Here is a 14,251-nt window from a genome sequence, read left to right as displayed (position 1 = left end):
AGATGGACCAAGATTTTCGAAAGGAACCCTGCAAATGGCCGACATCCTGATCCCGACCATCCGCTTCGTCGATATCGCCGCCCGTGAAAAGGCCGCCCGCGAAGCGATCACCAGCAGCTTTGACAACCTCACCGCGCGCCTCGCCAAGCTGGGCCAGCTCAGCCAGACCGACGCCGCCGAGCTCGCCCGCGTCCGCGAGCTCAAGGCGCTGATCGACAGCGACAAGGGCAAATTCTACTTCGACCCGCTCTTCGCCACCGCCCGCGCCGCGCTCAAGTCCGCCGAGAGCGGCCTGCGCCCGCGCGCCGTCGAGCATGAGCAGGGCGTGCTGCAATTCCCCGAGATGGCGGGCGACAAGGCCACCGAGGCCGAGCGCGACGCCGAAGTCGCCCGGGTCGGCCTGATCCTCGGCCTGCTCCAGTATAACGGCACCGCGCTGCCCCGGCTGGTCGTCTCGGGCAAGACCCCGCAGCCCGATCCCGAGGATCCCAACACCGCCGAGTTCGGCGAGGGCCTGTTCCGCGCCGTCGGCCGCATCGCCGGCCGCATCGAGCTGGCCGAGCGGACCCTCAAGCAGGTCGGCGCCGCGGTGAACATCCAGGGCGACCGCAAGGAGCCCGGCGTCTCCAGCGCCGAATATGCCAAGGTGTTCGAGGGGCTGGTCGGTCGCGGCGTCACTGCCCATGACGTCAACCTCAAGCGGTTGGTCGAGGACCAGTTCGACAGGGTCCAGGCGCTCGGCGACGACCAGGCGATGCACGACGTGCTGATCGACCTGCCCGATCTCGAGGCGACCACCGCCTTCGAAGTCGTCGCCAGCCATTGCAAGCTGATGGGCTCGTTCATCTTCGCCTCGGCCTTCGAGGAGCTGAAGGCCTTCCAGGTGGTCGACAAGCTGGTCGAGATGTCGCAGCGCGGCGACCTCGCGCTGATCAAGGGACCGGCCGGCACCCAGCTCTACAATTACTGGCGCGAGGCGCCGAACCGGATGAGCGAGAGCGAGCGCCAGGGCTTCTACGCGATGATGCTCGGCCTGCCGACCGGCCAGCCCGGCGTGAAGGTCAATGTCGAGTTCCAGGACCTGTGGCTGCGCTTCGTCTCCTCGGTCTCCACCCTGGTGCGCGAGGCCCGGGTCGATGCGCTGATCCGCGCCGCGACGCCGATGGCGGTCAATCAGCAGCAGGTGAAGAAGGCCGCGCGCGACCTGGCCACCAACATGTCGCTGCACGGCTATGGCATGGCCTTCTATGCCGCCGCCGACCTGCAGAAGCAGATCAACGACATGATCAGCCTGCTCCAGGACAAGGAACTGCTCCTCGCCATCGGGCAGAAGGACATGTGGGGCGTGATCGACCAGGTCGCCCAGACCGAGCTCGGCGGCGCGCGCAACAGCTCCAAATACCGGATGCTGGCCACCAGCGGCGCGATCATCAGCAGCTGGATCGCCAACAACAACGACCGGCTGCGCGATCCCACTTCGCCGATGATCGATCTCGGCGTGGTCAGCAATCCGCCCACCCGGCCGCGCGGCCAGTCGGCGGTGTCGCACCCGAACGACTATGACCTGGTCAATGCCTGCGAGATGTGGCTCGCCGATTCGGCGATGGACGAAGGCCGCATCGAGCAGATGTCGCAGCCGCGCGAAGCCCCGAACATGACGAGCCGGCCGATCCAGATCCCGTCGATCGCGCGCGACCTGCTCGACAGCGCCGGGCTCGGCATGGGCATGGGCTATGCCCAGTCGGCGCAATCCAACGGCCATGCCCGCAACGGCTATGGCTATTGACCCCCGGGCGGAAGGAGCATCGCCATGGGCTATGAGCCACTGAGCACGCAGGTGAAGGGGCGGCTGTTCAGCGCCTCGCGCACCTTGCGCACCGCCAACCCCCTGAGCTTCGTCGGGCGCATGCTCGAGGACAGCTTCGATCTGCCGATGGGCGATCCGCGCTATGCCGCCAATGCGCTGGTCCCGGGCTCCGCGCCGATCGAGCCGGTGTTCGGATCGAACCAGAGCCGCGCGCTCGCCTTCCACATGGAGCCGCTCGGTCCCGAGGCGTCGGGCTGCGAGCGGCGCGACATGGCCAGCCGCGAGATGCGGCGGCTGGTCGGCGACAATTTCGGCCGCGAGGCGCTGCACTGGTTCGACGGCGCGAGCGAGAGCCAGCGCGGCCTCACGCGCGCCGGCGGCCTGCGCTACGGCGCCTTTTTCGGATCGAGCTTCGATCAGGGCGGGCTGGAAAGCGCCACCGTCACCTATGAGGGCGGCAACGGCAATCCGATGAACGAGGTCAATCCCGCGCTCGCCCGGCTGATCGGCCAGGCGATGGCGGCGATGCCCGGCCTGCGCCCGGTGTTCACCACGCTGGTGGCCGGCCGCGACTATGGCAGCCAATGGGTGACCTTCCTGCTCACCAACCGCTTCCGCATCACCGACATGCGGCCGATGCTCGACGAGCTTGGCCTGGGCGAGCGGCTGGGCAGCATCCTGCAGATCGTCGGCGTCGCGCTCGGCGGGCGCTTCGACGTGCCCGACGGCGCGGCCTTGGTCGCGTTCGGGCGCAGTCCGCAGGGCGTCGAGCTCGACCTGCAGATCATGCTCGATGCGATCCCGGACGTGCCGCCCAACTTCCTCCAGCTGCTGACGATGAACCTGCGCGAGCGGCCGCGCGAGCTGGCGGCGCTCGAGCGCTTCCTCGAAGCCTTCACCCCGGCCGACGATGTCTGGCCCGGGCGCTTCACCATCCTGGGCATCCGCATCGGCCCAAGCGGCCCGCCCAAGGTGAAGCTCTATCTCCGCCCGGTGGAGTTCGAGATCAGCCCGGCGGCGTCGCTGGTCGGCGCGCCGATGCCCGCCGCTGCCTGAGACAGGATGTGCCGGCTCCGGCCGGCCAGTCGAGGATCGAAGAGATGAACGCTCCCGCTATTGTCGCCCCGGAGGCGACGCCCCGGCCCGAGGTGCGCGCCAAGGTGCGCGAGATGCTCGCCGCCACCCCGTCCTTCCACCAGCTGCCACCGGACACGCAGATGCAGGTGGCGCGCGACACCGCGATGATCGCCGATGCGCTGGTCGGCCAGGCCGAGGCCGGCACCCAGTCGGTCACCGCGCAGCCGATGGCGGAAAAGAGCCAGTGGGAATCGAACAAGCAGGCGGTCGACGATATCGGCAAGGAGGAATTCTCCGCCGGATCGCTGATGGCGGGCGCCCAGGCCGCCGGCGAATTCATGCGGCAAGTGAATTTTGTCGAGTTTGTTTCGGGGCTTATCGACGGAGTCTTCAACTCCATCATCACCTCGAACATCCAGCAGATGGAGGCCTATTCGAAGATGGTCTCCGACGTGTCCAAGTCGCTCAACCAGTTCCGCGACGACAACACCACCTCGGATGACGGCAAGGACCAGCTCTGCGAGCAGTTCCCCGATCTGTTCGATATCGGCGCCGATGCTTTCTCCGGCGGCGGCGCCGCGCAGCTGCGGGTCAAGGACGGCGCCGATCTCGATGCCGGGCTCCAGCGCGTCCGCGACACGCTGGGCAGCCATGCCGACAAGGAAATCGATTCGATCGACGTCACCGATCCCGAGGTGCAGGAAACGCTGATCAAGGCGGCGCGCGGCCAGATCGCCACGTCGCGCCAGCAGCTGCTCGCCACCATGGTGATGATGGGGCTGTCGCGCATCGTCGTCACCAACGGCAAGATCCAGGCGAAGATCCTCTACGACTTCAACGCGTCGAGCCAGCGCACCCTGTCGCGCACCGCCATGGCCCGCGACTATGCCCGCGACGCCTCGGGCAACCTCGCCGTCACCACCGACGGCGAAGGCGAGAGCGAGCGCGGCGGCACCAGCAAGGGCGATTACAGCGGCAGCTATCAGAGCGGGAAGTCGAGCTACAGCGGCAACTACGATTCCGATTACTACACCAAGGGCAAATACAAATATTCGCAGAAGCCGGTGATGACCGCCCAGGCGGTGGCAAGCGACCAGAGCACCGACCAGATCAGCGCCAAGGCCAGCCTGGCCGGCCTGGTCGATGTCAACTTCAAGTCGGACTATCTCCCGCTCGAGAAGATGGCGACGCCGGAGATGATCGCGGCGATCCAGATGCGCTCCAAGCCGGTCGATCACAACAAGCCGCAATATACGCCGGGACCGGCCCCGGCGGCGCCCGCGCCCGCCGCCACGCCGGCGCCCGCACCGGCGCACGCCTGAGCCATGGCACAGGCCCTCGCCTCCGAGCCCGATCCGCAGGCACCGGCGCTGTACGGCGGCCCTGGCGGCATGACGCCCGCCGCGATCGCCCGGGTCCGCCCCAAGGTGCAGGCGATGCTCACCGGCATCCCGGCCTTCGCGATGCTGAGCAGCCTCGAACAGGCCAAGCTCGCCAACGACATGGTCAAGGTGCTTGCCTATATCGATGATCCCGCCGGAGTGGTCGAGGACACGGCGCTGGGGGCCCCGCCACCCGCGGCAGGTGCGATGGCCGCGCCGGCGCGCGGGCTGGCCGATGCCAATGAGCAGACCCGCCAGAACCTCTCCAAGTCTCCCGGCTTCGCGGGCAAGGACTTCGTCGCCGGTGCCGCCGCGCAGGGGACGGAACAGTTCACGAATCTCGTCCATAATGTTGATTTTCCTGCATTTGTTGGCGGGCTCATCAACAATGTCTTCAAGTCGATCGTCGAGACCACGATCGAGCAGATGCGCGCCTATGCCGAGCTGATCTCCGCCGTCGCCAAGACCGCGGAGGAGTATATGGCCGAGAATATCGGCATGGGTCAGGGCCGCGATTACATGGTCGATCGCTTCCCCGACCTGCTCGCGCTCGATGTCGACGAGGACAGCGGCAAGTCGAAGCTGCGCGTCACCGGGGAGGACGAGGAAGCCGCGCTGAGCGAAATCCACGCGACGCTCGGCATGAGCGGCCCGGCTCCGTCGGACCTGAGCGAGGAGGAGGCCGAGATCGGCTTCGTCAACGCCGCGCGCATCGTCATGGCCAAGTCGCGCCAGCAGCTGCTTGCCTCGATGGTGATGCTGGGGATCAACCGGATCGTGGTGACCGACGGCTCGATCACCGCCAAGGTGAAGTTCGACATGCGGGCGACCGACCAGGCCAAGCGCGACTATCGCGCCTCGGCCTATGACCGCCAGTCGAGCCGCAACCGCAATGTCAGCGCGTTCGGCGGCAGCTTCCTCGGCTTTGGCGGCGGCTCGGTGAACGTCAACGAGCAGTCGCATGTCGCCACCGTGAGCACCGCCGTCAACGAGACGAGCGAGTCGCAGCTCGAGCTTGCCGCCAAGATGCAGGGCGAGGTGCGGGTCAACTTCAAGTCGGACTATCTGCCGCTCGAGAAGATGGCGACGCCCGAGATGATCGGCGCGATCCAGGGCAATTCGATCCCGCCGCCGCCGCGCGGCGGTGCCGCACGCCCGCCCGCGCCCGGCGCCGCGGCGCCCACGCCCACCCCCGCCCCGGCAGGACCCTGAGCGATGCTGCACACCAATGCCCTTGCCCTGGCGCTCGAAGCCGAGACTTCGGTGCCGCTCGGCCTGGTCCGCGCGGTGGACGATGCCGAGCGGCTGCTGCTCGCGGCCCATGCCCATGCGACGATGCTCGCCGAGCTCGGCGATATCGAGCTGCCGCCGGCCGCCCGCGCCGATGCGACGCAGATCCGCGCGATCGCCAGCCTCTATCTCGCCTCGACATTGGAGATGGCGGGGCTGATCCAGGCGGCGGACGACTTCACCCGGCTGATGCGCACCGGCGCGCTCGACGGCGAGATCGGCGATGCCGCGCCGGCGGTCGAGCGCTTCTGGCAGAGCCGCGACGAGCGGCCGAACGAGGCCGAGCGGCTGTCGCTGTTCGGCCGGCTGTTCGGGGCGCCGACGGGTCCGGAGGATGCCAGTGCGCGGGCCAATGGCGAGTTCGAGGAGCTGCTGCTCAATCTGTGCGATTCGATCATGAAGGCGGCGGACGGCGGCAGCCAGGGGCGCGCGCGCCAGGCGGTGATCCAGGTCGCCGAGAATGTCTCGGGCGCGGCTAGCGGCATGGTGCTGATGCTCGCCCGCCAGATCCTCGACACATTGTCTCAGGCGATCGCGATCCTAAATAACGGGCAGGTGCGCACGCTGCTGCATGCGCGGACGCTCTGGGATGCGGTGGGGGCGATCGATCGCAAGTTCCGCCGCACGCCGCGGCCGACGCTTACCCTGCTCCGGCGAGGCCGTGCCGGGATGGCGGTGCTCGCCTGGCTGGCCGAGCATGTCGATACGATCGAGACGGCGGGCGGGGCCCTGGTCCAGCCCAATGATCCGGTGGTCGATTCGGCAGTCGACTGGGTCGATGAGACGCTGTCGATCGTCCGCGGTCAGAATGGCGGTCCTCCCGCTGCTGGTGCGAGCCCCAGCTGGCGCGACCTGGGGAGCTGAACGATGGCGGTGGCGCTGGCCAATCCACCGCCGGAAGTCCGCGGCGCGGTCCGCGATTCGCTGGTCGGCGCCGAGGGTTTCGAATCCCTCCCCACCGCCGACCAGCGCGAAATCGCGAACGCGCTGGTGCGGATAGCCCATGCCGCCCAGCTCTTCGAAGCCGAGGCAGCGCCGAGAAAAGGGGGGCCGGCAGTCGCCGCCGGAATGAGCGCCGGCGAACATTATTCCGGCACCGCGGTAGCCGGCGTGGCGGGTACCACCCACGCCGTTTTGCGGGCCATCAGCTTCCCGCGATTCGTCGCGGAACTGGTCAACGGAATCTTCCGCGCGATGGTCGACACCAACCAGCAGCAGCTCCAGCAATATATCGAGCTGGTCCGCGGCGTCTCCCAGTCCCTGGACGGCTTCGCCTCCACCGGCGGCTCAAGCGACGATCCCGCCAAGCGCTGGCTCGCCGACCAGTTCCCCCAGAGTTTTCGCATCGAGGAACCCGAAGCCCCCGACCCCCGCGACATCCCCGATCCCGAGGACACCCCCGATCCGGTCCGCCTGATCCCGGTCGGCGCCCCGCCCACAGTCGATGCGGTGCGCGCAGCCCTCAACCTCGAGCCCGACACCGCGATCCCCGGCACCGATGCCCAGCAGCTGATCCCGTTCGTGCGCAGCAGCCTGGCGCGCAACCGCCAGCAGATGCTGGCGACGATGGTGCAGATGGGCATGCAGCGGATCGTGATCGATTCGGGCCGCATCGCCGCCTCGATGCGCTTCCACATCGATGCGCAATCCGCCGCGCGCGAGCAGGAGCACAGCGGCTTCGACACGCGAACCACGGTGGGCGCGAGCGCTTCGGGCGGGTTCGGCTTCTGGAGCGCATCGGCATCGGTCAATTCGACGATCGGCTATGTCCGCACCGACGATGTCACCACCAACGAGAGCACCAATGTCTCGGCCGATCTCGACAGTTCGGTGGAACTGCATTTCCGCACCGATCAGGTGCCGCTCGACCGGATCGCCTCGCAGAACACCGTGGAGCGGCTGCGGCTCAACACGCTCAATCCGGAACGCGAGGCGGCCATCGCGGCGGAGACCGATCGCGCCCGCATCACCGCCAATGGCGCCGCCAACCCGCCGACACCGGCGCCCACGGGCGGGGCATCGAGCCTCGCCCCCTCCCAGACAGTGACGCCGCCCGCGCTCGCGCCGATTACGCCACGCGGAACCGGAACCACAGGCGGCGGCACCTCGACGCCACCCCCGCCGGCGTCCGGCACCGCACCGCCGCCGACGAGCGGATCGGGAACCGGCAGCGGCTCAGGAACTGCAACAGGCACCGCCACGCCCCCGGTCACCACAGGCTCGGGCACTGCTCCCGCGCCGGTACATTGAACCGCGCATCGGCTGCGATATCGGGGGATGGTGGGCGCTGACGGGCTCGAACCGCCGACCCTCTCGGTGTAAACGAGATGCTCTACCAACTGAGCTAAGCGCCCGGACCCTTCTTGGAGGCGAGGAAATCCGCCGCTTCCGGAGTACCTCGCTTGAGAACCATGATGGAACGATTTCCCATCTTGGCCCGCAAGTGGCCCGCACTCCAGCGGTCGGCTTCGGCCATGACTTCGGCGAAGATGGTGGCCAGCGCCTCCCGCGTGCGGGCCAGATAAGCCGGATCGTACTTCGCGTAAACAGCTGTTGTGCGTTTCAGCACGCGGTGGCCGAGCAGCGTCTCGACTTCATCGCCCGGCACGCGCATCGTGCGCAGGCGGGTGGCGACCGTGTGGCGAATTGTTTTCGGGATCACGTCGTCGCCGAGGCCCAGCGCGCGGCGCATTGTGCGCCAGGCGGTCTTCCGCGAGTTGACCGGCGCGGGCTTCTCCTTCGCCCACGCCTCGAGCACGGGGATCATATCGCCGATCACCGGTACGACGGGGTTGTGCTTCTTCGTCCGTGGCCATGCCGGCGGATGCAGGTCGACCACCTGCAGATCCTTGTGCCATTGCTTGCGCGGATCAAATGCGTTGCCGGCCTCGGGCCGCACTGCGCTCATCAGCATCAGCAGCACCCAGCGGTGGGTGGCCACGTCTTCGCGCGTGAACCCGACGATCGCGCCGAGCTCCTCCATCGTCAGCACGCGGTCGCGCGCCGCGGACCGCAGTTCCGCCTTCACCGGCGGCACGACCGGCTTGTACGGGAGGCGCCCTTCGGTGGCATGATGGCCCAGTGAGGCCCGAACATCGTCGAGGAAGCGGTTCGCGCTCTCGCCGTTGACGCCCTTAGAGGTGCCTTTGTAATCCTTCTCGCCCCAAGGCACGTCCCAGCTGTGCGGGCCCATGACCCACCGGACAAACCGCGCGAACGCCTGCGGCTTGAGATCTGCGACCGTTGCATTGGCGGTGACTTCGTCCTGCATGAGAAAGGCGATGAACCGCCGGAGCGAGCTGGCGATCTGGTCGGGCGAGACCACATGCTTGCCGTGCTCATCCCAGTACAGGAACAGCAGGGGGATCACCTTCGCCTGGTCGGCCGGCTGCTCGCTCCTGGCGCGGATCGCCTCAACGTGCGCGTGGATGACCCCCTTCGCGTCTTCTAGGCTCGTGCGGCGAGTGCTGCGATAGCAGATCGATCGAGTGTTGGGGTCGTAACTGGCGATCTGCCAGATGTCGGGAGATCGCCCGTCGCGACGCTTGTCGAGCCAGAAGTCTCCGACGATGTATGGGGAAGTTTCGCGGCCCATTTGGCCTTTAGCTCCTCGCTCTCGGCGCGCTGCAGAATGTCGAGCACACCCGCATCAGCGAGGGCACGCAGCTCATCACGGCTGAACTTCGCGCCGGTTTCGTTGCGAAGGGCGCGCTTGTATTTGCGATTGAGGCTGGCAAGGCCGGGTAGCCCTTCCATCACGCAGCATCCCGCGGCTTGAACGGGAGGACCTTCCGCTCACCGCCGCCTGGACCGTCCGAAGGGTCGCTCCAATCCCCGCAGAATCTGCTTTCGTGGGTCTCGGGATAGAGCGACACCGGAAAGGCGGCATTGACCTGTATAACCACGGGAGCCCGCAGGTGGCAGATGCCAACATCGCTGGCAGCGGATGGGTCGCGCGTGGCGTTGGCGAGCTTCGGCGCCGATCGCTGCCACCAAGCGCAGCTGGCGCAGGTTCGTTCGTCTAACATGGAATCCCTCCTTCCCGGCGAGCGCGTAGGCCGTTCACGGACCTGCAGTGTGGATAGTGACGGTAGGCGCTGCGGTGCATGCCCGCCTTGGCGGGCGGGAGAACAGCCGAGGCGCAAATCGCGCCCCGGCTGAGAAAGTGCTCGCAGGTCGAGCGGCTCACGCAGCCTGCCTTTCGCAAGGCGAGGCCTCGACCCTCGCGACTTCCTGGGCGATGACGAACGAATCGCCAGGGTTCGCGAGGATGAGCCGGCGAGCTTCAGCCTCCGCCGCTTCGAACGTGCCGTGTTGACGACGCGGCCGGGCGGGTTCGGCCTTGCTGACGCAGAACGGGCCGTTGACGACCTGCGTGCGGATCATGCTGCTTTTCTCCATGGCTGTTCGGTGGTGTTGAGAGAGGCTTGGCGTCGCGCCCGTTCGGTGAGCTGGTCGGAATCGAGGAAGCGGAGGTAGCTTCGTGCTCCACCCTTCGACATGCCGAAGCTGCGGTCGATGTCGCAGAAGCGGTCGCCCGCCACGAGCATCTGAACGACCTGACGGCGACGCTCGAGCAAGACGGCAGATTCAGCCCGTGTGTGCCCAGGCAGGCAATCGCTCGGCCATCCCTTGGCGTAGCTGTCCGCGCAGCCGTAGGGGTGGAACCGGTCCTTGCCGCAGCCGCATTGCGGGTGCGTCCCATTCAGCTTCATGATCGCGAGGAATGGCGCGGTCTCACGCCGCACCACGTCCAAGCGCAGACCCGTCACTGCGCATAGATCGCGGAGGCTACTGATCGTCGGTAGAAGTTCGATCATTAGAGCCAACACTTCTGGCGCCACCTTCGTGGTGCAGCCGGCGTTCGTGCCAGTCCATTGACGCTGACCCATCACTTTGACCTCGCAGCAAAAGGAACGACGACCGCATCGACTTCTGACTCGTCATCGTCTTCCGCCAACAGCGCGCTTCGCATTTCCTCTGGCTTGAGCATCGGCAGCGGCGTGATGCCCTTCTCGATACCCGCCTTGCCCTGCGTCTGAACCGGGCCGACGCTGACCTTGAGAGTACGCCTCGCGATCGCCGGACCGAGGCCAAGGAAATCGCCGCGAACGAGATTTCGGACCTGCTCGGTGTCGTGACCCCGGAGGCCGAGTGATTCGGCGACGCGGGCGATGTCGATGTCGAGGAAGGTCCGCCCCATAAGGTAGTTGCTGGCTTCTGCGGCAACGGACTTGTGCAGCTTGGACAGTCGCTGAGTGGCGATTATGCCGGCCAGACCGCGTTTACGCCCTCGGCACATCAGGTTCGCCATCGCTTGCTGACTGAGCTTCCGGGTCTCCCTGTCCTCGCCATTGTCGCCAGTCGGCGCGAACAGGTGTGCCTCATCCACCGCGACGATCGCTGGATGCCAATGCTCAGGACCGGCATCGAACAGCGCATTGAGGAAAGCGGTCGCCGCTTCCATCTGTTGTTCGATCTCCATACCTTCGAGGCTCAGCACGACCGAGCCGCGCAAGGAGCGCGCCTTCGCGCCGATCTTTGCGATGCGTGCGGCAGGTGTGTCCTTGGCCTCGATAACTGTGTGACCGAACACGTCGCCAAAGCTGACGAAGTCCCCCTCCGGATCGATAATCAGCTGCTGAACGATCCCCGCGCATTCCTCGAGAAGGCGACGCAAGAGGTGCGTCTTGCCGCTTCCGCTGTTGCCCTGGATCAACAGGCGGGTGGTCAGCAACTCCTCCAGATCGACGAAGACCTTCGCGCCGGCGCTGGTTCCGATCTCGATGGCATTATCGCCGACGGGCTCGACCGGCGCGACAAATGCCCTCTGTGCTTCCTGAGGGGTAATCAGCCGCGGCTCCGTCACCGGAGAGGGAGAGGCAACGGAAGCCGCGGCTGATCCGGCGCGACGGGGGGCTTCGCGCCGAACGGGTGAAGAATAGCGCGCCTCATCGGCGCGGACCTTGGCCTCTGCCGACTGGTTCTCGGGCAGGCCTTGCTCCTTGCGCCACCAGACGACGTTGTTAACGCTGGTGTGGGAGGCATCCGCGATCTCGCGGTCGGTCTGCCCCGCACTGTAAAGCGCATGGGCGAGCATCTTTTCGGTTTCGCTCTGGAGGTGCATCACTCTTCGCCCTCCGCTTCGCTGTAGGCGTCGGCCATTGCGCGAAGCATCCGCTCCATGCGTTCCTGGCCACTTTCGGCGCCGTCGACTGCCTCCTTCCAGCCGGGGATGCCGACCTCGGCGAGTACCGTCTCCATCAATGCGTCATTGATCGGACTGCCGGCGGCCTCGCGCTCGCGGATCATGGTGCAGAGCCCTTCGAACACCGAGCCCACGCCAGTCAGCACCAGCCCATCGAACGCGCGCGCGATGATCCCGAGAGCGCGGGCAACCGTGCCCTTGCCCTGGCTATGAAGCGCTCGCTGGATCGCGGTCACGAACACAACCTCGCCCGGCTTCCAATACTGCCAAGCCTGGATGCGGCCTACCGTCAGGCCGGCCTCGGTCACGACATCATGCACAGCGGTAGCTTTGGGATCGCCGGCCACAATCGCCGCATGAAAATCGTCGAGCTTGCTCATCGCCCGGCGGCTTCGGTTCGCGGCTACGAACAACTCCGCCTCAGCGCGGGGATCGTTGAAGTCGAACACGACGATCGGCATGTGAACGATGTCGCCGCGCAGCCGAGCGGCCTCCAGGCGGTGCTGGCCGTCGATGACGAAGAGCTTGCCGTCACGACGCGATACAAGAAGCGGGAGGCAGAGGCGCCAATCCCAATTCTCCGCGATCTTGGTGATGAGCTTCTGCGAAGCGCCTCCCTCGATCGACCGCTGATAGGTGTCGTCCACATGGAGATCGTCCACGCCCCAGAACTGCGGGCTGGGAGGCTGGCCGATCATCGGCTTGAGCTTGAGCGGTTTCTGTCCAGACGTCTTAGCGGCAGGAGCCTGGCGCCCCGCCTTGTGCTGCAACGCGCGACGCTCGCGCTCGTTCTCACCTCGCTGCACGAGCTGAACGACGACCTGATTCTCCGCGCCCACTGCGCTCGTAAGCTTCTCTTGCACTTCTTTCGGCGGGCACGCGAACACCCGGTCGGCGAACTCGAAAACCGCGAACCCCGGCCTGACGGTGACTGGCCCATCGGAAGCCTCGAATTCGAACTTGCTATCGGCATCGAATTCGCCCGTCGTCATGCGCTCCGCGATCCAGTCGGGCACATCCTTGCCCGGTACGTAGATCCATATCCGCGATGGGGCGGCGGGCGGGGCCGACGCGTGGCTATGAGGTGCGGGATTCCTTTGGTCGATCGAAGCAAAGCTGGTGGCCATGAGCCTACCTCCTGCAAGGGTTACCGCAGAAAGATCGAAGCCTCGGCCTCGTGTCCTACGGATCACCCTCTCTCTCAGGAAGTGGGTGATGCACCCTTGTACGCATTGCGTATACGCATATCAACCCCCATCTGAGAAAACTACGGCCGGGAGCAACTCCTGCACCGTCGCCAAAGGCAGCAAGTATTGGAAGTCAGTAAGCGCGAAGACCAATTCACTTTGGGGATTAAATTGCTCAACATAGACATGATCCCCCACAATCTTCTGCAGCCGAGCAACAATGTGAATCGACCCCGGCGGATTTCCTTCGACCAGAGCTCCCAGGATATAATCACCGGATTTAGGTGGCTCTTGCCCCTTGAATACCACGAATTCACCAGCTTCGATTTTAGGCCACAAATTAGTGACTGGGCAATAAAATCCAAACAAGCTTAAGTGACGGAGGTGATCTGGCGTAGGTATGGCGCGCGCATTCCAGCTTCGGGTAAAGCACTCGATACTGCCACCACTTTGCGCTTCAATCCGCTCCGCCAAACGCTGGGTATTGGTAAGTGGAATAGTACTATTTCCGCGCTCAGCAACCGCGGCAACTACTGCATGAGATTCCTTGAGAACGTCGACCGAATCGCCAAAAAGCGATAACACCTCTTCCGCCTCAATGCGCGGCGCGCCCCTACCCGTCAGAGCCATCGCTAGGCGCCGACCGGTTTCAATATTTGGCTTCTTCGGATCGTAGGTTGGCTCAAAGAAGCGCTGGATAGCAGACGCCGAGCCGTAATTAGCCAAGCTTGCCAAACGAGCGAGTGACAAACCGCTTCGCTCCTTCAGCCTTCCCAAGGCCGCCCCCAACGTCTCTGCGCCTTCGCTCATCATTTACCCCGTTGACCACGTAAACGCAATGCGTACATTATGCGTATGGATGCTCAGTCAATTGTTGGCCTGTTCGGCGGAATACGTCCTATGGCGCGAGCCCTAGGCCACGCAAGCCATACGACCGTGCAAGGCTGGTCTAAGCGGCGCTGCATCCCCGCGCGACACCTGACGCAAGTCTACCTTTGCGCTCGAGACTCCGGAATTGAAATCAGCCCAGCAGCATTGATCGGACTTGATGAGGAGCACCTCGACCCATGCTGAGCAAGCGAGAGCGTCGCTCAATCATTGTCCGGAATGCCCCCGCGCAGCACGAGCACCAGCCCGAGCATAATCGCCTGCGCCTCGCCTCGGAGCACCTCCTCAAACCCGTCCTCCAATCGATCGAGGAAGTAGTGCGTCACGTCGTTCGGCACGTTCGCTGCGCGCAACGCGTCGATGATCGCACCGAGCGAAACCCCGATTGCGCTCAGCGTCATGTAGCCCATCG

At 65.7% G+C, this 14,251-nt stretch carries 14 protein-coding genes and 1 tRNA gene; 7 read left to right on the top strand and 8 right to left on the bottom strand.

Annotated features, from left to right (window positions below):
• Positions 1-34 precede the first annotated feature (34 nt).
• Genes AC1RJ5_RS15615 through AC1RJ5_RS15590 form a run of 6 tightly spaced genes read left to right on the top strand, consistent with a single transcriptional unit; the run spans position 35 to position 7,806 of the window.
• On the top strand, positions 35-1,786 hold the full coding sequence (locus AC1RJ5_RS15615) for a hypothetical protein (protein ID WP_493114245.1): 1,752 nt from the start codon (positions 35-37) through the stop codon (positions 1,784-1,786).
• Positions 1,787-1,810: 24 nt separating this feature from the next.
• Entirely contained in the window at positions 1,811-2,863 is a 1,053-nt protein-coding gene (locus AC1RJ5_RS15610; RefSeq protein WP_269573140.1) for a hypothetical protein, read from the top strand.
• 44 nt (positions 2,864-2,907) lie between these two features.
• Entirely contained in the window at positions 2,908-4,206 is a 1,299-nt protein-coding gene (locus AC1RJ5_RS15605) for a hypothetical protein (RefSeq protein WP_493114243.1), read from the top strand.
• A 3-nt stretch (positions 4,207-4,209) separates the two neighbouring features.
• Positions 4,210-5,478, top strand: a complete 1,269-nt coding sequence (locus tag AC1RJ5_RS15600) for a hypothetical protein (RefSeq protein ID WP_269573142.1) — start codon at positions 4,210-4,212, stop codon at positions 5,476-5,478.
• 3 nt (positions 5,479-5,481) lie between these two features.
• Positions 5,482-6,420 carry a hypothetical protein gene (locus AC1RJ5_RS15595; protein ID WP_342248587.1) on the top strand — a complete coding sequence of 313 codons (939 nt, stop codon included), beginning with the start codon at positions 5,482-5,484 and terminating at the stop codon, positions 6,418-6,420.
• Positions 6,421-6,423: 3 nt separating this feature from the next.
• A complete protein-coding gene (locus AC1RJ5_RS15590; RefSeq protein WP_493114240.1) occupies positions 6,424-7,806 on the top strand; it encodes a hypothetical protein in 1,383 nt (460 codons plus the stop codon).
• 28 nt (positions 7,807-7,834) lie between these two features.
• Here AC1RJ5_RS15590 and AC1RJ5_RS15585 read toward each other — a convergent pair.
• The 7 genes from AC1RJ5_RS15585 to AC1RJ5_RS15555 all read right to left on the bottom strand — a co-directional run bounded on the left by AC1RJ5_RS15585 (position 7,835) and on the right by AC1RJ5_RS15555 (position 13,761).
• Positions 7,835-7,910: transfer RNA gene (locus tag AC1RJ5_RS15585), tRNA-Val, on the bottom strand.
• Entirely contained in the window at positions 7,901-9,151 is a 1,251-nt protein-coding gene (locus AC1RJ5_RS15580) for a tyrosine-type recombinase/integrase (RefSeq protein ID WP_493114238.1), read from the bottom strand. Before AC1RJ5_RS15580 ends, AC1RJ5_RS15585 begins: the two co-directional genes overlap by 10 nt.
• Positions 9,152-9,741: 590 nt before the next feature.
• Positions 9,742-9,942 carry a hypothetical protein gene (locus AC1RJ5_RS15575; RefSeq protein WP_493114236.1) on the bottom strand — a complete coding sequence of 67 codons (201 nt, stop codon included), beginning with the start codon at positions 9,940-9,942 and terminating at the stop codon, positions 9,742-9,744.
• A complete protein-coding gene (locus AC1RJ5_RS15570) occupies positions 9,939-10,328 on the bottom strand; it encodes a hypothetical protein (protein ID WP_493114234.1) in 390 nt (129 codons plus the stop codon). Before AC1RJ5_RS15570 ends, AC1RJ5_RS15575 begins: the two co-directional genes overlap by 4 nt.
• Positions 10,329-10,447: 119 nt before the next feature.
• Positions 10,448-11,683, bottom strand: coding sequence for a helicase HerA domain-containing protein (locus AC1RJ5_RS15565; protein ID WP_493114232.1), 1,236 nt, complete (start codon positions 11,681-11,683; stop codon positions 10,448-10,450).
• Entirely contained in the window at positions 11,683-12,891 is a 1,209-nt protein-coding gene (locus AC1RJ5_RS15560; RefSeq protein ID WP_493114231.1) for a DUF6551 family protein, read from the bottom strand. Before AC1RJ5_RS15560 ends, AC1RJ5_RS15565 begins: the two co-directional genes overlap by 1 nt.
• Positions 12,892-13,011: 120 nt before the next feature.
• A complete protein-coding gene (locus AC1RJ5_RS15555; protein WP_493114230.1) occupies positions 13,012-13,761 on the bottom strand; it encodes a hypothetical protein in 750 nt (249 codons plus the stop codon).
• A gap of 39 nt (positions 13,762-13,800) precedes the next feature.
• On the opposite strand from AC1RJ5_RS15555, the gene AC1RJ5_RS15550 reads away from it, so the two are divergent.
• Positions 13,801-14,025, top strand: a complete 225-nt coding sequence (locus AC1RJ5_RS15550; protein WP_493114228.1) for a carph-isopro domain-containing protein — start codon at positions 13,801-13,803, stop codon at positions 14,023-14,025.
• 17 nt (positions 14,026-14,042) lie between these two features.
• Here the strand turns inward: AC1RJ5_RS15550 and AC1RJ5_RS15545 are convergent, their stop codons facing one another.
• Positions 14,043-14,249, bottom strand: a complete 207-nt coding sequence (locus AC1RJ5_RS15545) for a hypothetical protein (protein ID WP_493114226.1) — start codon at positions 14,247-14,249, stop codon at positions 14,043-14,045.
• Positions 14,250-14,251 lie beyond the last annotated feature (2 nt).

Source organism: Sphingomonas sp. GW822-FHT03G08 (genome assembly GCF_058801135.1).
The sequence above is the reverse complement of the archived record's forward strand: the minus strand, read 5'-3'. Positions and strand labels throughout refer to the sequence as shown.

What these genes read in the sequence shown, in the direction of transcription:
- AC1RJ5_RS15615 (WP_493114245.1), top strand. Translation starts at nt 35, where the DNA reads ATGGCCGACATCCTGATCCCGACCATCCGCTTCGTCGATATCGCCGCC.
- AC1RJ5_RS15610 (WP_269573140.1), top strand. Translation starts at nt 1,811, where the DNA reads ATGGGCTATGAGCCACTGAGCACGCAGGTGAAGGGGCGGCTGTTCAGC.
- AC1RJ5_RS15605 (WP_493114243.1), top strand. Translation starts at nt 2,908, where the DNA reads ATGAACGCTCCCGCTATTGTCGCCCCGGAGGCGACGCCCCGGCCCGAG.
- AC1RJ5_RS15600 (WP_269573142.1), top strand. Translation starts at nt 4,210, where the DNA reads ATGGCACAGGCCCTCGCCTCCGAGCCCGATCCGCAGGCACCGGCGCTG.
- AC1RJ5_RS15595 (WP_342248587.1), top strand. Translation starts at nt 5,482, where the DNA reads ATGCTGCACACCAATGCCCTTGCCCTGGCGCTCGAAGCCGAGACTTCG.
- AC1RJ5_RS15590 (WP_493114240.1), top strand. Translation starts at nt 6,424, where the DNA reads ATGGCGGTGGCGCTGGCCAATCCACCGCCGGAAGTCCGCGGCGCGGTC.
- AC1RJ5_RS15580 (WP_493114238.1), bottom strand. Translation starts at nt 9,151, where the DNA reads ATGGGCCGCGAAACTTCCCCATACATCGTCGGAGACTTCTGGCTCGAC.
- AC1RJ5_RS15575 (WP_493114236.1), bottom strand. Translation starts at nt 9,942, where the DNA reads ATGATCCGCACGCAGGTCGTCAACGGCCCGTTCTGCGTCAGCAAGGCC.
- AC1RJ5_RS15565 (WP_493114232.1), bottom strand. Translation starts at nt 11,683, where the DNA reads ATGCACCTCCAGAGCGAAACCGAAAAGATGCTCGCCCATGCGCTTTAC.
- AC1RJ5_RS15560 (WP_493114231.1), bottom strand. Translation starts at nt 12,891, where the DNA reads ATGGCCACCAGCTTTGCTTCGATCGACCAAAGGAATCCCGCACCTCAT.
- AC1RJ5_RS15555 (WP_493114230.1), bottom strand. Translation starts at nt 13,761, where the DNA reads ATGAGCGAAGGCGCAGAGACGTTGGGGGCGGCCTTGGGAAGGCTGAAG.
- AC1RJ5_RS15550 (WP_493114228.1), top strand. Translation starts at nt 13,801, where the DNA reads ATGCGTATGGATGCTCAGTCAATTGTTGGCCTGTTCGGCGGAATACGT.
- AC1RJ5_RS15545 (WP_493114226.1), bottom strand. Translation starts at nt 14,249, where the DNA reads ATGGGCTACATGACGCTGAGCGCAATCGGGGTTTCGCTCGGTGCGATC.